The organism is Janthinobacterium sp. SUN176, from assembly GCF_030587335.1.
GTDB lineage: Bacteria > Pseudomonadota > Gammaproteobacteria > Burkholderiales > Burkholderiaceae_D > Janthinobacterium > Janthinobacterium kumbetense.
The window spans coordinates 2,956,985-2,979,099 of the sequence record NZ_JAPWIA010000001.1 but is presented as its reverse complement, the minus strand read 5'-3'; the positions used below and the strand labels follow the sequence as shown (position 1 = coordinate 2,979,099).

Sequence of the window (22,115 nt, the reverse complement as noted above, 5' to 3'; positions counted from 1 at the left end):
GCAGTCGCCGTCTCATCTTGAGGAATGGTAATGAAATTAGTTGGCTTGGTAGGTTGGCGCGGTATGGTCGGTTCGGTCCTGATGCAGCGCATGCAGGAAGAGGGCGATTTCGCCCACATCGAACCGGTGTTTTTCACCACCTCGAACACGGGCGGCGCGGCGCCGGCCATGGCGAAGAATGAAACCATCCTCAAGGATGCCAACAACATCGCCGAACTGTCCAAGTGCGACATCATCATTTCCTGCCAGGGCGGCGACTACACGAGCGCCGTCTTCCCGCAACTGCGCGCGGCGGGCTGGAATGGCTACTGGATCGATGCGGCCTCGACCTTGCGCATGGAAAAGGACGCCGTCATCGTGCTCGACCCCGTCAACCTGCACGTCATCAAGGATGCGCTGGGCAAGGGCGTCAAGAACTACATCGGCGGCAATTGCACCGTGTCGTGCATGATGATGGGCCTGGGCGGCCTGTTCCAGCACGACCTGATCGACTGGATGACGTCGATGACGTACCAGGCGGCATCGGGCGGCGGCGCGCAGCACATGCGCGAACTGCTGACGCAATTCGGCACCATCAACGGTTCCGTCAAGGCGCTGCTGGACAACCCCGCTTCCGCCATCCTGGAAATCGACCGCCAGGTGCTGGCCACCCAGCACGGCTATTCCCCGGATGAAATCAAGCAATTCGGCGCGCCGCTGGCCGGCAACCTGATCCCGTGGATCGACAAGGACCTGGGCAACGGCCAGTCGAAGGAAGAGTGGAAGGCCGGCGCGGAAACGAACAAGATCCTGGGCCGCGGCATCGATTTCGGCACGAAGGAAATCCCGGTCGACGGCCTGTGCGTGCGCATCGGCGCCATGCGCTGCCATTCGCAAGCCTTGACCATCAAGCTGAAGAAAGACGTGCCGCTCGATGAAATCAACGACATCATCGCCAGCAACAACCAATGGGTGAAATTCGTGCCGAACACGCGCGAAGCGTCCGTGCGCGACCTGTCGCCGGCCGCCGTCACGGGCAGCCTGACGATTCCCGTCGGCCGCGTGCGCAAGATGAGCATGGGCGGCGAATACCTGTCCGCGTTCACCGTGGGCGACCAATTGCTGTGGGGCGCGGCCGAGCCGCTGCGCCGCATGCTGCGTATTTTGTTGGACGCATAACGGCAATTAATTGCTGATCCAGATCAAGCCGGGGCTGTTTTCCCGGCTTTTTTTTCGTCCTGAGCCCGTCAAGGCTCAACCATGCGGAGCTTGCATAGCTCTGGGCATGATGATATGTTGATACCTCTGGAAAAGTAACAGTTTTCCCATGTCAACTAAGATGCCGCCAACTATGCCTGTACACACTCGTCCCCGGGTCGCCTCCCTTGCCATTAAAACACTCAGCGGCGCTGTCGCCTGTGCGGTGTTATTGTCACCGGCGGTATCCGCAGCCGAGCTGGGCAAGATCACGGTGCTGTCCGCCGCCGGCCAGCCGCTGCGCGCCGAGGTCGAATTATCGGCCGTCAAGCCAGGCGAGGCTTCGAGCCTGCTGGCCAAGCTGGCGCCGCCTGATGCCTATCGCCAGGCCAACGTGGAATTCAATCCCGCCCTGAACGCCTTGACGTTTGCCGTGGAAAACCGCAACGGCAAGTCCTTCATCCGCATCAGCTCGGCGCAACCGGTGGCCGAACCCATGGTCGACCTGCTGCTGGAGCTGAGCAGCAAGAGCGGCCGCCAGGTGCGCGAATATGCGTTCGTGCTCGACACGCCCGAAGCGCGCCAGACGCGCGGCGCGCAAGTGACGGCGCCAGTCGAGCCTGGCAAGGCCAAGCCGGCCGCCGCCGATGCTGCGCCACCAGCCGCGAAAAAGGCGGCAGGCGAATACAAGGTCAAGGCGGGCGACACCCTGAGCCGCATCGCCAGCGAACTGAAGCCATCGGGCGTGTCGCTCGACATGATGCTCGTCGCCCTGTACCGCGCCAATCCCGACGCCTTCAAGGGCGAGAACATGAACCGCATGCAGGCCGGGCGCATCCTGGCCGTGCCGGGTGCGGACACCGTGCGCGCCACCGGCGCGGCTGAAGCGAAGGGCATCGTGACGGCGCACGCCATCGATTTCGACGCCTACCGCAACAAGCTGGCAGGCCAGGTGTCGCAAAGCAAGCCGGCCAAGGCCGCGCAAGCGACGCAAAGCACGGCCGGCAAGATCGGCCCGACCAAGGTGCAGGAAAAACCGACGGCCGTGAGCGAGTCGCAAGACAAGCTGAAACTGTCGAAAGCGGAGCCGGCAGCCAAGTCGGCCGGCAAGAGCGCCGTCGCCAGCGAAGAAGACAAGATCGCCAAGGCGAAGCAGGTCGATGAAGCGGCCGCCCGCGTCAAGGAACTGGAAAAGAACGTCAGCGACCTGGAAAAGTTGATGGCGGTCAAGAGCAAGGCCATGGCCGACAAGAGCGCCCCGGCGCCCGCCAAGCCGGCCGAGGCCGCTGCCAGCGCATCGGCCAGCGCATCGGCCAGCGCCGTTGCCAGCGCCGTCGCCAGTGCACCTGCCGAAGCCCAGCCGCCCGTGCCGAAGGCAAAACCGGTGCCGCTGGTGAAAAAGCCATCGCCGCTGGAACCGACCTTCGCCGACAAGATCAGCGACCACCTGGGCGCCATCGGCATCGGCCTGGCCGCGCTGCTGGCCGCCGTGGCCGCGCTGGTGATCGCGCGCCGCCGCAAGGAGACGCCGCCGCCCGCCGAAGATATCGCCCCCGTGTTCGAGCCGGAAGCGCCAGTGGCGCCGCCGGCCGGCCTTGCGCCGGAAGATCAGCAGTCCGAAGCGAGCAATCACCTGTTTGGCACGGGCGCCGCCGCTGCCGGCGTGGCCGCCGCAGCGGGCGCCAGCATGCTCGACGCGAATGAAACGGACCCCGTCGCCGAAGCGGACGTGTATATCGCCTACGGCCGCGATGGCCAGGCGGAAGATATCCTCAAGGAAGCCTTGCGCATCCACCCCGAGCGCCATGCAGCCCGCTTGAAGTTGCTGGAAATCTATTCGGCCCGCAACGACGTGCGCGCGTTTGAAGACCAGGCCAGCGAGCTGTACAGCCTGACGCGTGGCCAGGGCGAAGAGTGGCCGCAGGCCGCTGCCTTAGGCCTGGCGCTCGATCCCGCCAACCCGCTGTATGGCGATACGGAAGACGACGCCGTCGTCAGCCTGAGCAAGGCTGCCGGCGACGACTTGCATGGCCAGAGCATGGACTTGCCGGACGATTTGTCTACTCCTGCGCCGCTGGCCGACCTGGCGCCGGCCGAACCGGTGTCTTCCGTGGCGGCCCGCGATGCGCGCGATCCGCTCGATTTCGACCTCGACAGCCTCGATTTCGAACCCGTTTCCACCAGCGACCCGATCGTCATGCCGGGGCCGGACAGCAAGCCTGTTTCTGCCGCGCAGGATGCGCACGATGTGCACTATGACGCCAGCATGGATTTCGGCCTGGACCTGGAGCCGCCAGCCGGTCCCGTGAACGGCGTGGGCGCCGGCTTGACGCCGTTGCCTGATCCGTTGAAGGATGTCGACCTGGCCCATTTCGACCTCGACGAGCCTGTCGCGCCCGCTGCCGCGCCGGTGGTGGCGGCCGAGCCTTCCATCGACAGCCTGTTTGACGATGCGCAAACGCCCGCCACCTTGCCGGAAGCCATACCGCCGGCGCAGGAATTCGACCTGTCCGGCATCGACCTGGACCTCAACGATGGCAAGACGGCCAGCGTGGGCGTGGACGACCCGTTGTCGGCCATCCACATGGAAATGGATACCAAGCTGGACCTGGCGATCGCTTACCAGGAAATCGGCGACAAGGAAGGCGCGCGCGAGCTGATCGATGAAGTCATCAAGGGTGGCAGCGAAGAGCAGGTGAAGAAAGCTAACACGATGCGCGCCCTGCTCAGTTAGCAATACCCGCCGGCGCGGCAGGCTGCTGCGCCGGTATAATGCTTCGATGCAAAATATTACGACAGCAACGCCATTGAAGCGTATCGTCCTCGGCCTGCAGTACGACGGCACGGCCTGGCACGGATACCAGAAGCAGGAAGACGGGCAGACGGTGCAGGACCAGCTGGAAAACGCGCTGGAACAGTTTGCCCGCGTACGCCTGGCCACCACCTGTGCCGGCCGCACGGACACGGGCGTGCATGCGCTCGAGCAAGTCGTGCATTTCGATACGGAATTGAACCGCGACGTGCACTCGTGGGTGCGCGGCGTCAACGCCTTCCTGCCGAAATCCATCGCCGTACGCTGGGCCAAGGAACTCGAAGGCGATCCGACGGTCAATGACTTCTTCCACGCCCGTTTCAGCGCGCGCGCACGCACCTATCATTATGTGTTGTACAACAACGCTACCCGTTCGCCGCTGGTGGAAGGCCGTGCCGGTTTCTTTTTCCGTCCGCTGGACGTGGAACTGATGCGCCAGGCTGTGCAGCCGCTGCTGGGCTGGCACGATTTCACGGCCTTCCGTGCCGCGCAATGCCAGGCCAAGTCGCCTGTCAAGCTGATGCATGACATCCGCATCGAGCGGCGCGGCGATTGCGTGATTTTTACGATTACGGCCAATGCCTTCCTGCACCACATGGTGCGCAACCTGGTCGGTTCGCTCGTCTACATCGGCACGGGACGCGAAAAACCGGACTGGCTCGGGCACTTGCTTGAAAGCAAGGATCGTCATGCCGCTGCGCCCACCTTCATGCCGGACGGCTTGTACCTGGCGCAGATCGATTACGATCCGAAATGGGCCTTGCCGCAAGACAGCAGCAGCGCCTTGCCCTGGTTTTGATCTGCATCAATAAAGGATAGCCATGCCTCGCACACGCATCAAGATCTGCGGCCTGACCCGCGCCGAAGACATCCAGGCCGTCGTGGCGGCGGGCGCCGACGCCATCGGCTTCGTGTTTTATCCGAAAAGCCCCCGTTACGTCACGCCGCAGCAGGCGGCCAGCCTGATCGCCGCCATGCCGCCGTACGTGACGACGGTCGGCCTGTTCGTCAATGCCACGCTGGAAGAAGTGCAGGCAACAAAGGCCGTGGCGCCATTGTCTCTGCTGCAATTTCATGGCGACGAGACGCCCGAACACAGCGCCGCGCTGGCTGGCGCCGTGAATACGCCGTTTACGCAAGTGTTCCGCGTCAAATCCGACACCTCCTTTGAAGATTTGCTAGAATACGAACAGCGCTATCGCGCCGCCAGTCCCTTGTTTTCGAGTCTCTTGCTCGATACCTATGTGGATGCCTACGGTGGTGCAGGAAAGGTATTTGATTGGTCCCTCATTCCAAAAGAACTCGCGCCTCGGGTCGTTTTAAGTGGTGGCTTGAGCGTACAAAACGCGACTGACGCAGTGGTGCGCGTGCGCCCTTACGCCGTCGACATCAGCAGTGGTGTCGAAGCGTCCAAGGGCATCAAGGACGCGTCCCGTGTCCGCGCGTTTATCGCCGCGGTGCAGGATGCCGATGCCATCATTGCCAGAGGAAACAACCATGAATGACCACACCACCGCGCCCGGCGCAGCCGCCGCATTGTTCCACGCCACCGATTACCCATTTCCCGACCCGCGCGGCCACTTCGGCCCGTACGGCGGTTCCTTCGTTGCCGAAACGCTCACGCATGCGCTGGCCGAGCTGAAGGAAGCGTATGCACGCTACAGCGTCGATCCCGAATTCCTCGAAGAATTCCGCTACGAGCTCAAGCATTTCGTCGGCCGTCCATCGCCGATCTACCACGCCAAGCGCTGGTCCGAACTGGCGGGTGGCGCGCAAATCTATTTCAAGCGCGAAGACTTGAACCACACGGGCGCGCACAAGATCAATAACGTCATCGGCCAGGCCCTGCTGGCCAAGCGCATGGGCAAGCCGCGCATCATCGCCGAGACGGGCGCCGGCCAGCACGGCGTGGCCACGGCCACGATCTGCGCCCGCTTCGGCCTCGAATGCGTGGTCTACATGGGCAGCGAAGACGTCAAGCGCCAGGCGCAGAACGTGTACCGCATGAAATTGCTGGGCGCCACCGTCGTGCCTGTCGAATCCGGCTCCAAGACCCTCAAGGATGCGCTGAACGAAGCCATGCGCGACTGGGTCACGAATATCGAAAACACCTTTTATATCATCGGCACCGTGGCCGGCCCCCATCCGTATCCGATGATGGTGCGCGACTTCCAGTCCGTGATCGGCGAGGAATGCCTGGTGCAGATGCCGGAAATGACGGGCCGTCAGCCCGACTACGTGCTGGCCTGCATCGGCGGCGGTTCGAACGCCATGGGCATCTTTTACCCGTATATCGACCAGAAAGACGTGAAACTGATCGGCGTGGAAGCGGCCGGCGAAGGCCTGGACACGGGCAAGCACTCGGCCTCGCTGACGGCCGGTTTCCCGGGCGTGCTGCACGGCAACCGCACCTACCTGCTGCAGGATGAAAACGGCCAGATCATCGAGACGCATTCCGTCTCGGCCGGCCTCGACTATCCCGGCGTAGGCCCGGAACATGCGTGGCTGAAAGACTCGGGCCGCGCGCAGTATGTGTCGATCACGGATGAGGAAGCGCTGCAGGCGTTCCACGATTGCTGCCATATCGAAGGCATCATCCCGGCCCTGGAATCGTCGCATGCGCTGGCCTACGCGGCCAAACTGGCGGCCACCTTGCCGAAAGATGAAATTGTACTGGCCAACCTGTCGGGCCGCGGCGACAAGGACATGCATACCGTGGCGGAACGCATGGGACTCAATTTCAGTTAAACAGCTGAAAGATCCCGCGCAGGTCGGATGAGCGCATAGCGCGCCATCCGACACCTCTCACCGATAACACGAAAGCTCGCCATGTCCCGTATCTCCGCCACTTTTGCCAACTTAAAATCCAACAACAAGACCGCCCTGGTCACCTTCATCACCGCCGGCGACCCCGGCCCCGACGCCACCGTGCCCCTGATGCACGCGCTCGTCGAGGGCGGCGCCGACGTGCTGGAGCTGGGCGTGCCGTTTTCCGACCCCATGGCCGAAGGCCCCGTCATCCAGCGCGCCTGCGAACGGGCCTTGAAATTCAATGTCGGCATCCACGACGTGTTCGGCTATGTGCGCCAGTTCCGCGAAACGAACCAGACGACGCCCGTGGTGCTGATGGGCTATGCGAATCCCATCGAGCGCATCGGCAGCGCCGCATTTATTGATGCAGCGCAAGCGTCCGGCGCGGATGGCGCCATCGTCGTCGACTATCCGCCGGAAGAGTGCGAGGAATTCGCGGCCGCCATGCGCGCGGCGGGCCTGGACCTGATCTTCCTGCTGGCACCCACCTCGACCGAAGAGCGCATCGCGCAAGTGGCCAAGGTTGGCGGCGGCTTCAGCTATTATGTGTCGCTGAAAGGCGTCACGGGTGCCGGCAACATTGATACGGAACAGGTGGCCGAGCGCCTCGCGGCCATCCGCCAGCATGTAAAATTGCCTATCGGTGTGGGCTTCGGCATCCGCGATGGCGCCACGGCCAAGGCCGTTGCCAAGGTGGCCGATGCCGTCGTGATTGGCAGCCGCATCATCCAGGAGATTGAAAATGCCCCGGAAGGCGGTGCCGTCGACGCCGTGCGCAGCTTTACGGCAGGCATCCGCGCCGCACTGGACGCCTGAGCACGCAATATGCGTTGGCGGCAAAGTTCGACAGCCCGGCGATAAACGGCTACACTTCGGCCACTGATTTGCCTGTTATTGTGCAATAGATAAAATTTTTGGTGGCGCCCTGCGGGGCGTCGCCGTTTACCGTCTGCCGGGGGCGTCCACCGACGCTACCCCTACAAGGGCCCAAGGAGAAAATATGAGTTGGTTGGAAAAACTGCTGCCACCGCGCATACAGCGTTCTGATGCTGCCGCGCGCAAGACCATGCCGGAAGGCCTGTGGGTCAAATGCCCGTCGTGCGAAGCCGTGCTGTACCGTACGGACCTGGAATCGAATTTGCACGTGTGCCCGAAATGCGATCACCACATGCGCATCCGCGCGCGTGAGCGCCTCGACAGCCTGCTCGACGCGGGCGGCCGCTATGAAATCGGCCAGGAAATCCTGCCTGTCGATACCTTGAAGTTCAAGGACAGCAAGAAATACCCGGACCGCCTGAAATCCGCCATGGAAGCGACGGGCGAGACGGATGCGATGGTCGTCATGGGCGGCGCCATCATGAGCCTGCCGGTTGTCGTGGCGTGCTTCGAATTCGAATTCATGGGCGGCTCCATGGGCTCCGTCGTGGGCGAGCGCTTCGTGCGCGGCGCGCAAATCGCGCTGGAACAGAAAGTGCCGTTCATTTGCATCACCGCCACCGGTGGCGCGCGCATGCAGGAAGGTTTGCTGTCCCTGATGCAGATGGCGAAAACCACGGCCATGCTGACCAAGCTGTCGGAAAAGAAATTGCCATTCATCAGCGTGCTGACCGACCCGACCATGGGCGGCGTGTCCGCCTCGTTCGCTTTCATGGGCGACGTGGTCATTGCTGAACCGAAAGCGCTGATCGGCTTTGCCGGCCCCCGCGTGATTGAAAACACCGTGCGCGAAAAACTGCCGGAAGGCTTCCAGCGCGCCGAGTTCCTCGTCACCAAGGGCGCCGTCGACATGATCGTCGACCGCCGCAAGATGCGCGAAGAAATCGCCCGTCTGCTGGCCTTGTTGCAAAACCAGGCCGTCGAAGTCTTGGCGTAACGCCAACGTAACAGGCCGGGCGGAGTCCGCAGGACACGCCCGGTTGCCACGCCACACCATCTCCGCGCCTCGCGCACTGTCTCCTCATCAAGAAGTCTCCCATGCACAAGCTCCCCATCACCTTGCCGGACTGGCTCGCCATGCTGGAAACCCGCCATTCGGAAGCCCAGATCAATATGGGCCTGGACCGCGTGCAAGCCGTCAAGGCGCGCATGCAGCTGGCGTTTACTTGCCCCGTGATCATGGTGGCGGGCACGAATGGCAAGGGTTCCACCTGCGCCATGCTGGAATCCGTGCTGTTGCGTGCCGGCTACAAAGTGGGGCTGTACATCAAGCCACACTTTCTCGATTTTAACGAGCGCGCCCGCGTGCTGGGCGAGATGGCCAGCGACGAACAGATCGTCGCCAGCTTCAATGCCGTCGAGGCCGTGCGGGGCGACACGCCGCTCACGTATTTCGAATTCACCACCCTGGCCATCCTGCACCTGCTGTCGCAGGTCAAACTGGACGTGGCCATCCTGGAAGTGGGCCTGGGCGGGCGCCTCGACGCCGTCAACGTGATCGATGCGGACGTGGCCATCGTCACCAGCGTCGATATCGACCACACGGATTACCTGGGCGATACGCGCGAAGCGATCGGCTTTGAAAAGGCGGGCATCTTCCGCCCGGGCAAGGCGGCCATCTGCAGCGACCCCGTGCCGCCGCAATCCCTGATCGACCATGCGGAAGCCATCGGCGCCGACCTGTGGCTGATGGGCCGCGATTTCAATTATTCGGGCGACAAGCAGCAGTGGAACTACGGCGGACGCGAGCAGCGCCGCAATTCGCTCGCGTATCCGAGCTTGCGCGGCGCCAACCAGATCCTCAACGCGACGGCCGTGCTGGCCGCGCTGGAAGTGCTGAAGCTGAAACTGCCCGTGGGCGCGCAGGAAGTGCGCACGGGCCTCGTGACGGTGGAACTGCCGGGCCGCTTCCAGGTCTTGCCTGGCCGCCCCAGCGTGATCCTTGATGTAGCGCATAACCCACACGCGGCGTCGGCGCTGAACCAGAACCTGGGCAATATGGGTTTCCATCCGTACACCTATGCCGTGTTCGGCTCCATGCTGGACAAGGATATCGATGGCGTATTGGCCGCGATGAGCGAACACGTCGACCACTGGTGCCTGACGGGCTTGCCTTCGCCGCGCGCGGCCACGGCTTCCGAGCTGGCCGCCAAGGTGCAGATCATGCTGGAAGATAAGCCCGATAGCAGCGAGCATACTGTATCTATTTTCGAAGATCCGGCACAAGCTTTTGCAAATGCAATGAGCCGGGCCGGTGAGAATGATAGAATTGTGGTCTTTGGTTCTTTCCTCACCGTTGCCGGCGTGATGAAGGCCCGAAAATCCTCACTTCACTGAAACGCACTCGACTGAAAATCACGCATGGGCTTGTTCTCGAAACTGTTTAAAAACAAGCAAGAATCCTCTGGCGAAGACAGCGGCTTTTATGTCCCTGGCGAAGCACAGTCGCCGACCCGCAAACGCGCCGCCAACACCTCCGGTGGCGGCGGATCGCGCCGTGGCGGCAAGGAAGCGCCGGATCCGGTCTTGCCTGAAAAAAAGCGCGCACGCCGCCGCCTGGTCGGGGCCATCGCCCTGGCCCTGGGCGTGGCTGTCGGCTTGCCGATGCTGCTCGATTCCGAGCCGAAGGCGCCGTTCAACGATATCGCCATCGATATTCCGTCGAAGGAAAAGGCCGTAGCGCCTGCACCGGCGCCCGTGCCGGCCGTTCCGGCCCGGGCCGCATCGAATGGCCTGGACCAGTCCGAGGAAATCGTCGACGCGCCGCTGCCGCCTGCGGCCAAGCCGACGCCTGCACCGGCACCCGTGCTGGCCGCCGTCCAGCCTGCGCCGGTCAAGCCAGCCTACGTGGAACCGAAACCCGAGCCCAAGCCGGTCAAGGTGGAGCCAAAACCGGAACCGAAGCACGAAACCAAGCCGGAACCCAAGGCCGAGCCGAAACACGAGTCCAAGCCTGAGCCCAAGCATGAAGTAAAACCGGAAGCCAAGCCCGAGCCGAAGCCTGCCAAGCCGGCGCAATCGGCCGACGATGCCGCGCGCGCGCTGGCCATCCTGGAAGGCAAGCCGCAGGACAAGCCGCAAGAGAAGGTGCAGGACAAGGCGCACGACGCCGGCAGCGGCAAGTTCGTGGTGCAGGTGGCGGCGCTGGCGACGCAGGACAAGGTTGACGAATTGCAGGACAAGCTGCGCGAAGCGGGCATCAAGTCGTACACGCAGAAAGTCTCCAGCCCGGCGGGCGAACGCATCCGCGTGCGCGTGGGACCGTTCGGCAGCCGCGAAGACGCCGAAAAGACCCGCGCCAAGCTGCAAAAGCTGGGCCTGGGCGGCAGCCTGGTACCGGCGTGATGTTGCAAGGCTGAACGGGCGTGACGATTTTCGATTACCTAGTGCTGTTCGTGCTGGTGACGTCCGTGCTGATCAGCATGATGCGTGGCCTGGTCAAGGAAATACTGTCATTGGTCAGCTGGATCGTGGCTTTCGTCATTGCCAATGCCTATGGCGCCACGCTGGCGAAATTCCTGCCGGAAGCCGTGCCGGGCGAAGCCATCCGATTGTTGCTGGCCTTCGTGGTGCTGTTCATCGGTGTGCGCATTTTGATGGGATTGCTGTCCATGACGGTCGACGCGCTGGTCAAGGTGACGGGCCTGAGCCTGGCCGACCGCACCCTGGGCAGCCTGTTCGGCGTGGCGCGGGGCCTTGTGATCGTGCTGACCGCCGTCATCTTGTGTGGCATGACGTCCATACCGCAGCAGCCATTCTGGAAAAACGCGCAGCTCAGCCCGCTCGCGGAACAGGGCGCGCGCGCCATCAAGCCTTATCTGCCTGCCGCTTACGCGCAGCATGTGAAATTTTGAATTTTTTTAAAATCAGTAGCACAGTTTAGGAGCACACCATGTGTGGCATCGTCGGCGTCGTTTCCCATCAACCTGTCAATCAATTGCTCTATGATGCATTGTTGCTCCTGCAACATCGCGGTCAGGACGCGGCAGGGATTGCGACCAATCACAGCAGTATGTTTTCCATGCACAAGGCCAATGGCCTCGTGCGTGACGTCTTCCGTACGCGCAACATGCGTTCGCTGCAAGGCACGACGGGCATCGGCCATTGCCGCTACCCGACGGCCGGTTCGTCGAGCGAAGAGGAAGCACAGCCGTTTTATGTGAATGCGCCGTTCGGCATCACCTTGGCGCACAATGGCAACCTGACCAACTGGGAACAGTTGAAGCTGGAAATGTTCAAGAACGACCGCCGCCACATCAATACCGATTCCGATTCGGAAGTGCTGCTCAACGTGCTGGCGCATGAAATCCAGGAAGCGACGACGGGCCTGAACCTGGACCCGGAAGCCATCTTCAAGGCCGTTACCGTGCTGAACCGCCGCGTCAAGGGCGGTTACGCTGCCGTCGCGCAAATCGCCGGCGTGGGCTTGCTGGCCTTCCGCGACCCGCATGGCATCCGTCCGCTGTGCCTGGGCATCAATGAAACGGAACAAGGTCCTGAGTACCTGATCGCTTCCGAATCCGTGGCCCTGGAAGGCATGGGCTTCCGCTTCGTGCGCGATATCGGTCCCGGCGAAGCCGTCTTCATCGATGCTGACAAGCAATTGCACAGCGCCCAGTGCGCCGACAATGCCAGCCTGAACCCGTGCGTGTTCGAATTCGTCTACCTGGCCCGTCCCGATTCCGTCATCGACGGCGCCTCCGTGTACGCCACGCGCCTGAAAATGGGCGAGTACCTGGCCGAAAAGATCCGCGCTGAATTGCCTGGCGTACATATCGACGTGGTCATGCCGATTCCCGATTCCTCGCGGCCGGCCGCCATCCAGCTGGCCATGGCGCTGAACATCGAGTACCGCGAAGGCTTCATCAAGAACCGCTACATCGGCCGCACCTTCATCATGCCGGGCCAGGCGGCGCGCAAGAAATCCGTGCGCCAGAAGCTCAACGCGATCCCGTCCGAATTCAAGGATAAAGTGGTGCTGCTGGTCGACGATTCCATCGTGCGCGGCACCACCAGCCGTGAAATCGTGCAGATGGCGCGCGAAGCGGGCGCGACGAAGGTCATCTTCGCTTCGGCCGCGCCACCGGTAATCTACCCGAACGTGTACGGCATCGACATGCCGACGCGCGACGAACTGATCGCCTACGGCCGCACGACGGAAGAAGTGTGCCGCGAAATCACGGCCGATTACCTCGTGTACCAGGATATCGGCGCGCTGAAACAGGCCATCGCCGACGTCAACCCGGCCCTGACCAACTTCGAGGCATCGTGCTTCGATGGCGTGTACGTGACGGGCGACGTGTCGCAGGAATACCTGGACCGCCTGGAATATGCGCGTCACCATCCGAAGGCGGCAGCGCCCGAAGATACGCCGCGTTCCCAGCTGAACCTGAACCTGGCGACAACAGAAGCATAAGTAAGCTGCCCGGCCGATGCCGGGCATTTTTTTCTCTGCGATCATGAACGATAAAAAAAACTACGGCTTTACCACCACCATCCTGCATAACGACCGCCGCAAGGGCATCGAACATGGCTCCCTGCACAAGCCCGTGCACACTTCCGTTGCCTTTGGTTACGCCGATGCGCGCCAGCTCGCTTCCGTGTTCCAGGGCAAGGAGCCGGGTTTCCGCTATGGCCGCCAGGGCAACCCGACCGTTTCCGCGCTGGAAGACAAGGTCAACAAGATGGAAGACGGCGTGGCGACCCTGTGCTTCGCCACCGGCATGGGCGCCATCGGTGCCGTGGTGCAATCCTTGCTGCGCGCGGGCGACCATGTCGTATCGTCGGCCTTTTTGTTTGGCAACACCAACAGCCTGTGGCAAACGGTGACGGGGCAGGGCATCGCCGTGTCGTTCGTCGACGCCACCGACGTGGCCAATGTGGCGGCCGCCATCACGCCGGCCACGCGGATTATTTTTGTGGAAACTATTGCCAATCCGCGCACGCAGATCGCCGACCTGAAGAAGATCGGTGACTTGTGCCGCGAGAAGGGCATCCTGTACATCGTCGACAATACGATGACGACGCCATACCTGTTCCGTCCGAAAGCCGTGGGCGCGGGCCTGGTGGTCAATGCCTTGACGAAATCCATCGGCGGCCACGGCAATGCGCTGGGCGGCAGCTTGACGGATACGGGCGTGTTCAACTGGACGCAGTATCCGAACATTTTCGAGAATTACAAGAAGGCGGCGCCCGCACAGTGGGGCATCGCGCAAATCCGCGCCAAGGCCTTGCGCGATTTCGGCGCCTCTCTGGGGCCGGAAGCGGCGCACCATATCGCCGTCGGGGCGGAAACCATGGCCTTGCGCATGGACCGTACCTGTTCGAACGCGCTGGCGCTGGCGACCATGCTGGCCGCCGACCCGAGAGTGGCGGCCGTGCATTACCCGGGCCTGGCGTCGCACCCGCAGCACGCGCTGGCGACGGACTTGTTCCGCAGCTATGGTTCGCTGTTCAGCTTTGAATTGAAGGATGGCATCGACTGCTTCGATTTCCTCAATCGTCTTAATCTTGCCATTCCCGCCAGCAACCTCGGCGATACGCGCACCCTCGTCATTCCCGTCGCCCACACGATTTTCTACGAGATGGGTGCCGAGCGGCGCGCCAGCATGGGCATCGCCGAGTCGCTGATCCGTGTGTCGGTGGGTATCGAGGATGAGGTGGATCTGCTGGAAGACTTCAAGCACGCGTTGGAAGAAGAATAAGGTTTCACTTTTTTGAGAAAAAGATTACATTTAAGTGTAATTAAAGCATATGTGTCTTTTTCTCAATCGGAGAGTGGGAATGAAAAAAATTGTATTTAGTGTTTTTTTATTGTTTTCTTGCGCTGTCTATGCTGATGATCTGACGGATGCGAATAAATTCCTGCAATCCAAGGCTTACCCGCAAGCCTTGGATTTGTACAAGAAGTTGGCTCAGGCCGGGAATGCCGAGGCTCAATTTCATTTGGGCGAGATGTATTTGTATGGTGAGGGAGTGGCTGTCGATGCCGCGCAAGCCGGACAATGGTTTGGGCAGGCCTCCAAGGCGGGCAACAAGAATGCCGAAGCCGCGCTTGCCCTTATGGCTAACCGTGTCGCGCGAAAAGGTGACATTGATTACTATGTCAACTCATATGCCGGCGAGGATGTTGCCTTGAGTAAGGTCAAGTGCGTTACCCCGGTGATTCCTGCATTCTCCCAAACCAAGCGTCAAATCAGAGATGTGGCCGATAGTGTCGATGCCTGGATGGCGTGCTATAACAGCTTCGTCAGTAATTTGAATGCTTCTTTGCCGCCTGGCAAAGCCATTCCTTCTGATATTGAATCGTTGATGAATGAGCAGGAATTTGAAAAGGCCAAGCTGCGCATGGATACAGCCTATGCGAGGGTGAGTGCCGAAGGGCGTGAGCTGGCAAAAAATATCTTGGCGCAGCGCGATGAGTGGCACTCCAAAACAGAGGCGTATCTCTTGGCGGAGAATAAAAAAATTCAGACAGAAAATGAAATGAGTGAACTGAATCGCTCACGTACCGCGAACACGCCGCAATGGGTGACCAGTCCTTTGCCAAGCAAATAAGGCAGTCTTGCCGATGTGCTCAATAGGATGGGAATTAAGCGCTCGCAGGTATGCTGCAAGCGCTTTCCCTCTTAATGCCAGCTGCGCATGAGTCCGACGGCCAAACCTTCCAATGCAAACTCATCTTCCGGCGACACGGTAATCACCTTGAAGTCCGGGTTTTCCGGCAGCAATTCGATGACGGAACCCGTCTTCTTGTAGCGCTTGACGGTGACTTCGTCGCCGATGCGGGCCACGACGATCTGGCCATTCTTGGCGCTGTCGACTTTCTTGACGGCCAACAAATCGCCATCCATGATGCCGGCGTCGCGCATGGACCAGCCGCGCACCTTCAGCAGGAAGTCAGGCTTGGCCGAAAACAGGGCCGGATCGACGTTGTAGCTCGCTTCCAGGTTTTCCTGCGCCAGGATGGGCGAACCGGCCGCTACCCGGCCGATCAGCGGCAGCGACATCAGCAGCGCTGCCGGCACCTTCGATGGCAGCGCTTCGGCGGCGGCGCCGATCAGGCGGATGCCGCGCGATGTGCCCGGTGAAATCTCGATCGCGCCCTTGCGGGCCAGAGCCTGCAAATGCTCTTCGGCCGCATTGGCCGATTTGAAACCCAGTTCATTGGCGATTTCGGCACGGGTGGGAGGAAAGCCCGTGTTTTCAATCGCGTCCTTGATCAGGTTCAGGATTTGTTCTTGTCGTGCTGTCAGCTTGATCATGAGCAGTGGGTGCATACTAAAATGCTGTCTATATGAACAGTCTGTATTTTTGTACAGTATCGTTCACTATGCAAGGGGATTTCCGTGTTTTGGGCGAATTTCGCAAGAAATACTTGTCCACGGACGGAAAGCGCGGCGGCGCGCGGGCTTTTCGGGCCCATGTGGAAGGAATGATTGAAACGTTTGCAAAAGGCGGTTATAATCTTCGGCTGACCTTCCCACACCCGTCTTGACGCCGGGGTGGGCGATTATCAATCCGACCTGAAGGAGTTTGCATGCGTCATTATGAAATAGTCTTTATCGTCCATCCGGACCAAAGCGAGCAAGTGCCCGCGATGATCGAACGCTACAAAGCCAGCGTAACCACCCGCGGCGGTTCGGTTCACCGCGTGGAAGATTGGGGCCGCCGTCAAATGGCTTACTCGATCCAAAAGCTGCCTAAAGCACACTACATCTGCCTGAACATCGAATGCGACAACGAGACCCTGGTCGAGTTGGAAACAGCATTCAAATTCAATGATGCCGTGTTGCGTCACCTGACCGTTAAAATGAAGAAAGCTGAAACAGCTCCTTCGCCGATGATGAAATCGGTACAACGCGAAGACGCGGCCAAAAGCCACCGCACCGAAGCACCAGCAGCCGCTCCAGCCGCAGCAGCAGCTTAATTTTTGACCAGGATCGTGCGCTGAACCAGCTACAAGTAACCGCCATCATTGCCGAGCGCGAAATATTGCGCTATACCCCGGCAGGGTTGCCGATTGTGAATGCAGTATTGCAACACAGTTCGCAGCAGATGGAAGCAGGAATTGCCCGTTTGACCGAGTTTGATGTTGCCGCGCTAGCCGCAGGCGAAATCTCAGGCCGGTTCAGCCAGGCAAGCTTGGGCGGTGTGTATCAGTTCACGGGTTTCCTGGCAAGGAAGAGCCGCAACAGCAAGAGTTTGGTGTTTCACATCATTGATTTTAGTGCAGTCAATTCTGACTAGCGCATTTTAGATACAGGAGCCTGACATGGCATTCGGTAAAAAGTTCGACAAAAATAAGCTCAAGCTTAAAGAAAAACGCAAACAGCAAAACCCGTTGTTCAAACGCAAGAAGTTCTGCCGCTTCACCGCAGCTCACGTTGAGCAAGTCGACTACAAAGACGTCGACACGCTGAAAGACTTCGTCCAAGAAAACGGCAAGATCATGCCAGCACGCCTGACCGGTACCAAAGCGCACTACCAGCGCCAAGTTGACACCGCAATCAAGCGCGCTCGCTTCCTCGCGCTGCTGCCATACACCGATCTGCACCACGCTTAATCGGTCAGATATTCCTGGAGAAGAACTATGCAAATCATTCTGTTAGAAAAAGTTGTTAACGTCGGTAACCTCGGCGAAGTCGTCAAAGTCAAAGACGGTTACGCACGTAACTTCCTGATCCCGCAACGCCTGGCACGTCGTGCTACGGCAACCGCTGTGGCTGAATTCGAAGTCAAGCGCGCCGAACTGGAAAAAGCTGCTGCCGCTAAACTGGCCGCATCGCAAGCCCAGGGCGAAAAACTGAGCGGCCTGACCGTTCAAGTTGCTCAAAAAGCTGGTGTTGATGGCCGTCTGTTCGGTTCCGTCACCAACTTCGACATCGCTGAAGCGCTGACCAAGCAAGGTTTTGCTGTTGAAAAAGCACAAATCCGCATGCCTACCGGCCCGCTGAAGATCGTTGGCGAGCACAACGTTTCGGTTGCTCTGCACACCGACGTGGTTGTGGAAGTTGTTATCGCTGTCGTTCCAGACGCGAACGCGTAATCGTCTGCGGGCCTGGCCCGCAAGCGTTGCCGCACTATGAAAAGCCGGGTTCGCCCGGCTTTTTTGTGGCCTTTTTTTCGCTCAATTTCAGCCCTTTATTTTTGCCAGCACGCCGAAGCGGGTATAATTCGCGCCATGAACGCCCCCTCTGATCCGCAACTGGATTCCCTCCGTATTCCGCCGCATTCGATCGAAGCAGAACAATCCGTTATCGGTGGTCTGCTGCGCGACAATGCCGCATATGACCGCATCGCCGACTTCATGCATGCGGAGGATTTCTATCGCTATGACCATCGCATCATCTTCGAGCAAATCGTCAAGATGGTTAACGCTTCCAAGCCAGCCGATGTCATTACTGTTTTTGAAACCCTGACCCAGCTCGGCAAGGCCGATGATGTGGGCGGACTCGCTTACCTGAACGCCATGGCGCAAAATACGCCATCGGCCGCGAACATCCGGCGCTACGCCGAGATCGTGCGCGACCGCGGCGTGCTGCGTAAACTCATTACCGTCGCCGACGACATCTCCGGCACGGCCTTCAGCCCGCAGGGCAAGGAAGTCAAGCAGATGCTTGACGAGGCCGAATCGAAGATTTTCGCCATCGCCGAAGAGGGCGCGCGCGGCGCCCAGGGCTGGACCGCCATCCAGCCCCTGCTGACGCAGGTGGTCGAGCGCATCGACGAACTGTACAGCCGCGACAACCAGAGTGAAATCACGGGCGTGCCCACCGGTTTCATCGACCTCGACCGCATGACCTCGGGTCTGCAGCCGGGCGACCTGGTGATCGTGGCGGGACGTCCATCGATGGGCAAGACGGCGTTTTCCGTCAACATCGGCGAAAACGTGGCCATCGACAGCGGCTTGCCCGTGGCTGTGTTCTCGATGGAGATGGGCGGCGCCCAGCTGGCCATGCGTATGCTGGGCTCCGTCGGACAGCTCGACCAGCACCGCCTGCGCACGGGCCGCCTGAATGACGAAGACTGGCCGCGCCTGACGAATGCGATCCAGAAGATGAACGACGCGCAGTTGTACATCGATGAAACGCCGGCCTTGAATTCCATCGAGTTGCGCGCCCGCTCGCGCCGTTTGTCGCGTCAATGCGGCAAGCTGGGCCTGATCATCGTCGATTACTTGCAGCTGATGTCGGCCAATACGCCGGGCGACAACCGCGCCACGGAGATTTCCGAGATTTCACGGGGCTTGAAAGGCCTGGCGAAAGAACTCGGTTGCCCCGTGATCGCGCTGTCCCAGCTGAACCGCTCGCTGGAGCAACGCCCGAACAAACGTCCTGTCATGTCCGACTTGCGCGAATCGGGCGCTATTGAGCAGGATGCCGACGTGATCCTGTTCATTTACCGCGACGAGGTGTATAACCCCGACTCGCCGGACAAGGGAACGGCCGAAATCATCATCGGTAAACAACGTAACGGTCCAATCGGCAGCATCCGCCTCACCTTCATGGGGCAGTACACCAAATTTGGCAATTACAGTGGTGGCCTGGCGCTTTACCAAGGCGACTAACACAGCAGCACTGATATTCCATTGGCCGCCCCTTCATCAAAAGGGGCGGCTTTCTGTAGTAAATAACACGACTCAATGCTTAACGGAGAATGACATGTTTGGACGCTTGATGCCCACTGAGGGCAAGTTTTTTGAATTGTTTAACCAGCACGCGGAATTGTGCGTCAAGGGCGCCAAAGAGATGCTCGGCCTGATGACCAATTTCGATGACCTGGAAAACCGCGTGCATGCGATCGAAAGCATCGAGAAACAGGCGGACAAAGTCACCTACGCCACCGTGGAAATGCTGCACAAGACCTTCATCACGCCGATCGACCGCGATGACATCCATCAGCTGATCACGCGCCAGGACGACATCCTCGACCTGCTGGAAGATGCGGCGCAAACCGTCTCGCTGTACGACCTGAAGGCCGTCACGCCGGAAGCCAAGCGCCTGGCCGAACTGGTACTGGCCTGTACCGAAAAAGTGCGCGACGCCGTCGCCATGCTGCACAACATGGATAACTCGCGCAAGATCGTCGCCATCTGCGAAGAGATTGACCGCCTGGAATCGGACGCCGACCACGTGATGCGCGCCGCCATGTCCAAGCTGTTCCGCGACGAGCCGGACGTGCGCAACCTGATCAAGCTGAAAGCGATCTACGAAATTCTGGAAACCGTGACCGACCGTTGCGAAGATGTGTCCAATATTATCGAAGGCATCATCGTCGAAAACGCGTAAGCGTTGGGCCTGTCCTGAACCAGAATCAGAAAAGAAACTACAATGACCATACAAATCAGCATCTACGTGCTAGGCCTGTTGATCGTCCTCGCACTGCTGTTTGACTTCATGAACGGCTTCCACGATGCCGCCAACGCGATCGCCACGGTGGTCTCGACGGGCGTATTGAAACCGCAGACCGCGGTTGCCATGGCCGCCACGTTCAACTTCGTCGCCATCTTCGTGTTCCACCAGCTGACCGTGGCCGCCACGGTGGGAAAGGGAACCATCGACCCTGCGGTGATCGACCAGTACGTGATCTTCGGCGCGCTGATGGGCGCCATCTTCTGGAATTTGTTTACCTGGTACTACGGGATTCCTTCGTCGTCCTCGCACGCGCTGATCGGCGGCCTGGTGGGCGCCGCCGTCGCCAAGTCCGGCACGGGCGCGCTGGTCGCGGCCGGCCTGTGGAAAACGGTGGCCTTCATCGTGATCGCACCGGTGCTGGGCTTTGTGTTCGGTTCCATCATGATGCTGCTCGTGTCGTGGATCTTCGTGCGTTCGACGCCGCGCAAGGTCGACAAGTGGTTCCGCCGCCTGCAACTGGTATCGGCGGCCGCCTACAGCCTGGGCCACGGCGGCAACGATGCGCAAAAAACCATCGGCATCATCTGGATGCTGCTGATCGCCGCCGGTTACTCGAGCGCGGCCGATGCCATGCCGCCGATGTGGGTCATCATCTCGTGCTACACGGCCATCAGCTTCGGCACCCTGTTCGGTGGCTGGCGCATCGTCAAGACCATGGGTCAGAAGATCACCAAGTTGAAACCGGTCGGCGGCTTCTGCGCCGAAACGGGCGGCGCGATCACCCTGTTCGTCTCGACGGCGCTGGGCATTCCCGTGTCGACCACGCACACCATCACGGGCGCCATCGTCGGCGTCGGCTCGTCGCAAAAAATGTCGGCCGTACGCTGGGGCGTGGCGGGCAATATCGTCTGGGCCTGGATCTTCACGATTCCCGCGTCGGCCTTCGTCGCAGCAGTCGCGTGGTGGATTGGCCACCACATCATGTAATGGATAGCCAACGCCAGTAAAAAGGGAGCCTCGCGGCTCCCTTTTTTTATGCGCCGGCCAGTTCCACCGTCAGCCCTTCGTAGGCAAGGAACACTTGCAGGCCATTGAGGCGGCTGCTGTAGCGCCCCATCACGTCGGCAAACACGGCTTCGAGCTGCTCGTCGCTGCGGGTCGGTTCGTGGTGGGTGCAGTACAGGCGCCGCGCGCCGCAGCGCAGGGCGAGGTCGAAGGCGGCGTCGAAGGTGCCGTGGCCCCAGCCCTGCTTGCCCGGGTATTCCTCGCGCGTGTACGAGCAATCCATGATCAGCGCATCGACGCCGGCGACCAGCGCGTCGATGCCAGCCTGGCGCTGCGCATTGCGCGCCGCGCAGGCCGCGTGCTCGGCATGGCCGGGCGGATGCAGGTTGTAGAACGGTTCATGGTCGCCGCTGAAAAACAGCGCGACGCCGCCGCAGTCGATGCGGTAGCCGAGATTGACGACAGGGTGGTTCATTTCCGCGCCGCGCACGCGCGCGCCCCCCACCTCGACGGCTTCGCCGGGCGCCAGGGTGCGGTACTCGATGCTGGCCGCCATGGCCGCTTCGCTGACAGGAAAATAGCTGCCTTGCAGCTGCACCGCCATCACGTGCTCGATGCCGCGTCCGCTGATGGCGTCAAAGGCGCCATGCAGACGCATGCGGTTGCCGGCCACGAACAGGGGCGAAAACATGGGCAGGCCGTGGATGTGGTCCCAGTGGCTGTGCGTGATGAAGACGTGCGCGTCGACGGGCTCGCCCGGCGGCAGTTGCTGCGCCAGCGAGAAGATGCCGCTGCCCGCATCGAGGATGATCAGGCTATCGTTGTCGGTGCGTACTTCGATGCACGTGGTGTTGCCGCCATAGCGCGCCGTGCGCGGGCCGGGGGAGGGGATGGAGCCGCGCACGCCCCTGAACGTGAATTTCATTCAGTACCTTGTTACGGTGTAATTATTGTTGATTCTATTCTAATTAATGAGATTGGCGGCAACATTTATGTGTGTTGCAATACGGCAAGTTATT

Annotated in this window: 22 protein-coding genes; 20 read left to right on the top strand and 2 right to left on the bottom strand. The window is 60.6% G+C overall.

Annotated features, from left to right (window positions below; genetic code table 11):
* Positions 1 to 30 precede the first annotated feature (30 nt).
* From asd to O3299_RS13400, 13 genes are all read left to right on the top strand, one after another.
* Positions 31 to 1,158, top strand: coding sequence for an aspartate-semialdehyde dehydrogenase (gene asd, locus O3299_RS13460; RefSeq protein WP_071653756.1), 1,128 nt, complete (start codon positions 31 to 33; stop codon positions 1,156 to 1,158).
* Between the two features lie 244 nt (positions 1,159 to 1,402).
* Positions 1,403 to 3,910 carry a FimV/HubP family polar landmark protein gene (locus O3299_RS13455; protein ID WP_305062487.1) on the top strand — a complete coding sequence of 836 codons (2,508 nt, stop codon included), beginning with the start codon at positions 1,403 to 1,405 and terminating at the stop codon, positions 3,908 to 3,910.
* Positions 3,911 to 3,983: 73 nt separating this feature from the next.
* Complete coding sequence (gene truA, locus O3299_RS13450; RefSeq protein ID WP_070260513.1) at positions 3,984 to 4,787, top strand: tRNA pseudouridine(38-40) synthase TruA; 804 nt, start codon at positions 3,984 to 3,986, stop codon at positions 4,785 to 4,787.
* 22 nt (positions 4,788 to 4,809) lie between these two features.
* Positions 4,810 to 5,493, top strand: a complete 684-nt coding sequence (locus tag O3299_RS13445; protein ID WP_305062486.1) for a phosphoribosylanthranilate isomerase — start codon at positions 4,810 to 4,812, stop codon at positions 5,491 to 5,493.
* The gene (trpB, locus tag O3299_RS13440; protein ID WP_305062485.1) at positions 5,486 to 6,736 is read left to right on the top strand and encodes a tryptophan synthase subunit beta; all 1,251 of its coding nucleotides are present in this window, start codon (positions 5,486 to 5,488) and stop codon (positions 6,734 to 6,736) included. Before O3299_RS13445 ends, trpB begins: the two co-directional genes overlap by 8 nt.
* 81 nt (positions 6,737 to 6,817) lie before the next feature.
* Complete coding sequence (gene trpA / locus O3299_RS13435; RefSeq protein ID WP_099666998.1) at positions 6,818 to 7,615, top strand: tryptophan synthase subunit alpha; 798 nt, start codon at positions 6,818 to 6,820, stop codon at positions 7,613 to 7,615.
* Between the two features lie 184 nt (positions 7,616 to 7,799).
* Complete coding sequence (gene accD / locus O3299_RS13430) at positions 7,800 to 8,672, top strand: acetyl-CoA carboxylase, carboxyltransferase subunit beta (RefSeq protein ID WP_010400390.1); 873 nt, start codon at positions 7,800 to 7,802, stop codon at positions 8,670 to 8,672.
* Positions 8,673 to 8,773: 101 nt separating this feature from the next.
* Positions 8,774 to 10,072: a bifunctional tetrahydrofolate synthase/dihydrofolate synthase gene (folC, locus tag O3299_RS13425; RefSeq protein WP_305062484.1), complete on the top strand. Its 1,299-nt coding sequence runs from the start codon at positions 8,774 to 8,776 to the stop codon at positions 10,070 to 10,072.
* 24 nt (positions 10,073 to 10,096) lie between these two features.
* On the top strand, positions 10,097 to 11,080 hold the full coding sequence (locus tag O3299_RS13420; RefSeq protein ID WP_305062483.1) for an SPOR domain-containing protein: 984 nt from the start codon (positions 10,097 to 10,099) through the stop codon (positions 11,078 to 11,080).
* Positions 11,081 to 11,100: 20 nt separating this feature from the next.
* A complete protein-coding gene (locus O3299_RS13415) occupies positions 11,101 to 11,589 on the top strand; it encodes a CvpA family protein (protein ID WP_077407525.1) in 489 nt (162 codons plus the stop codon).
* Between the two features lie 38 nt (positions 11,590 to 11,627).
* Positions 11,628 to 13,151 (top strand): amidophosphoribosyltransferase, encoded by a 1,524-nt coding sequence (gene purF / locus O3299_RS13410; protein ID WP_034783451.1) that lies wholly within the window; start codon positions 11,628 to 11,630, stop codon positions 13,149 to 13,151.
* Between the two features lie 43 nt (positions 13,152 to 13,194).
* A complete protein-coding gene (locus O3299_RS13405) occupies positions 13,195 to 14,439 on the top strand; it encodes a cystathionine gamma-synthase family protein (RefSeq protein WP_305062482.1) in 1,245 nt (414 codons plus the stop codon).
* A gap of 79 nt (positions 14,440 to 14,518) precedes the next feature.
* Complete coding sequence (locus O3299_RS13400) at positions 14,519 to 15,292, top strand: tetratricopeptide repeat protein (RefSeq protein ID WP_305062481.1); 774 nt, start codon at positions 14,519 to 14,521, stop codon at positions 15,290 to 15,292.
* A gap of 71 nt (positions 15,293 to 15,363) precedes the next feature.
* On the opposite strand, the gene lexA is transcribed toward O3299_RS13400, so the two are convergent.
* Positions 15,364 to 15,999 carry a transcriptional repressor LexA gene (lexA, locus tag O3299_RS13395; RefSeq protein WP_034783454.1) on the bottom strand — a complete coding sequence of 212 codons (636 nt, stop codon included), beginning with the start codon at positions 15,997 to 15,999 and terminating at the stop codon, positions 15,364 to 15,366.
* Positions 16,000 to 16,274: 275 nt separating this feature from the next.
* Between lexA and rpsF the strand changes: the two genes are divergently transcribed.
* The 7 genes from rpsF to O3299_RS13360 all read left to right on the top strand — a co-directional run bounded on the left by rpsF (position 16,275) and on the right by O3299_RS13360 (position 21,078).
* Positions 16,275 to 16,664, top strand: a complete 390-nt coding sequence (rpsF, locus tag O3299_RS13390; protein WP_034750499.1) for a 30S ribosomal protein S6 — start codon at positions 16,275 to 16,277, stop codon at positions 16,662 to 16,664.
* A gap of 20 nt (positions 16,665 to 16,684) precedes the next feature.
* Positions 16,685 to 16,984, top strand: coding sequence for a primosomal replication protein N (gene priB / locus O3299_RS13385; protein WP_034783455.1), 300 nt, complete (start codon positions 16,685 to 16,687; stop codon positions 16,982 to 16,984).
* A gap of 25 nt (positions 16,985 to 17,009) precedes the next feature.
* A complete protein-coding gene (gene rpsR, locus O3299_RS13380) occupies positions 17,010 to 17,300 on the top strand; it encodes a 30S ribosomal protein S18 (RefSeq protein WP_010400024.1) in 291 nt (96 codons plus the stop codon).
* Positions 17,301 to 17,327: 27 nt separating this feature from the next.
* The gene (rplI, locus tag O3299_RS13375; RefSeq protein WP_034783456.1) at positions 17,328 to 17,783 is read left to right on the top strand and encodes a 50S ribosomal protein L9; all 456 of its coding nucleotides are present in this window, start codon (positions 17,328 to 17,330) and stop codon (positions 17,781 to 17,783) included.
* A gap of 135 nt (positions 17,784 to 17,918) precedes the next feature.
* The gene (locus tag O3299_RS13370; RefSeq protein WP_034750488.1) at positions 17,919 to 19,304 is read left to right on the top strand and encodes a replicative DNA helicase; all 1,386 of its coding nucleotides are present in this window, start codon (positions 17,919 to 17,921) and stop codon (positions 19,302 to 19,304) included.
* Between the two features lie 94 nt (positions 19,305 to 19,398).
* Positions 19,399 to 20,025: a DUF47 domain-containing protein gene (locus O3299_RS13365; RefSeq protein WP_010400015.1), complete on the top strand. Its 627-nt coding sequence runs from the start codon at positions 19,399 to 19,401 to the stop codon at positions 20,023 to 20,025.
* Positions 20,026 to 20,067: 42 nt separating this feature from the next.
* The gene (locus tag O3299_RS13360) at positions 20,068 to 21,078 is read left to right on the top strand and encodes an inorganic phosphate transporter (RefSeq protein ID WP_034783457.1); all 1,011 of its coding nucleotides are present in this window, start codon (positions 20,068 to 20,070) and stop codon (positions 21,076 to 21,078) included.
* A gap of 46 nt (positions 21,079 to 21,124) precedes the next feature.
* Here O3299_RS13360 and O3299_RS13355 read toward each other — a convergent pair whose 3' ends face one another.
* Positions 21,125 to 22,021, bottom strand: coding sequence for an MBL fold metallo-hydrolase (locus tag O3299_RS13355; RefSeq protein ID WP_305062480.1), 897 nt, complete (start codon positions 22,019 to 22,021; stop codon positions 21,125 to 21,127).
* Positions 22,022 to 22,115 lie beyond the last annotated feature (94 nt).

Excerpts from the sequence above, each read along its gene's own strand:
- asd (WP_071653756.1), top strand. The coding sequence starts at position 31 with ATGAAATTAGTTGGCTTGGTAGGTTGGCGCGGTATGGTCGGTTCGGTC.
- O3299_RS13445 (WP_305062486.1), top strand. The coding sequence starts at position 4,810 with ATGCCTCGCACACGCATCAAGATCTGCGGCCTGACCCGCGCCGAAGAC.
- trpB (WP_305062485.1), top strand. The coding sequence starts at position 5,486 with ATGAATGACCACACCACCGCGCCCGGCGCAGCCGCCGCATTGTTCCAC.
- trpA (WP_099666998.1), top strand. The coding sequence starts at position 6,818 with ATGTCCCGTATCTCCGCCACTTTTGCCAACTTAAAATCCAACAACAAG.
- accD (WP_010400390.1), top strand. The coding sequence starts at position 7,800 with ATGAGTTGGTTGGAAAAACTGCTGCCACCGCGCATACAGCGTTCTGAT.
- folC (WP_305062484.1), top strand. The coding sequence starts at position 8,774 with ATGCACAAGCTCCCCATCACCTTGCCGGACTGGCTCGCCATGCTGGAA.
- O3299_RS13420 (WP_305062483.1), top strand. The coding sequence starts at position 10,097 with ATGGGCTTGTTCTCGAAACTGTTTAAAAACAAGCAAGAATCCTCTGGC.
- purF (WP_034783451.1), top strand. The coding sequence starts at position 11,628 with ATGTGTGGCATCGTCGGCGTCGTTTCCCATCAACCTGTCAATCAATTG.
- O3299_RS13405 (WP_305062482.1), top strand. The coding sequence starts at position 13,195 with ATGAACGATAAAAAAAACTACGGCTTTACCACCACCATCCTGCATAAC.
- O3299_RS13400 (WP_305062481.1), top strand. The coding sequence starts at position 14,519 with ATGAAAAAAATTGTATTTAGTGTTTTTTTATTGTTTTCTTGCGCTGTC.
- lexA (WP_034783454.1), bottom strand. The coding sequence starts at position 15,999 with ATGATCAAGCTGACAGCACGACAAGAACAAATCCTGAACCTGATCAAG.
- rpsF (WP_034750499.1), top strand. The coding sequence starts at position 16,275 with ATGCGTCATTATGAAATAGTCTTTATCGTCCATCCGGACCAAAGCGAG.
- rpsR (WP_010400024.1), top strand. The coding sequence starts at position 17,010 with ATGGCATTCGGTAAAAAGTTCGACAAAAATAAGCTCAAGCTTAAAGAA.
- rplI (WP_034783456.1), top strand. The coding sequence starts at position 17,328 with ATGCAAATCATTCTGTTAGAAAAAGTTGTTAACGTCGGTAACCTCGGC.
- O3299_RS13370 (WP_034750488.1), top strand. The coding sequence starts at position 17,919 with ATGAACGCCCCCTCTGATCCGCAACTGGATTCCCTCCGTATTCCGCCG.
- O3299_RS13365 (WP_010400015.1), top strand. The coding sequence starts at position 19,399 with ATGTTTGGACGCTTGATGCCCACTGAGGGCAAGTTTTTTGAATTGTTT.
- O3299_RS13360 (WP_034783457.1), top strand. The coding sequence starts at position 20,068 with ATGACCATACAAATCAGCATCTACGTGCTAGGCCTGTTGATCGTCCTC.
- O3299_RS13355 (WP_305062480.1), bottom strand. The coding sequence starts at position 22,021 with ATGAAATTCACGTTCAGGGGCGTGCGCGGCTCCATCCCCTCCCCCGGC.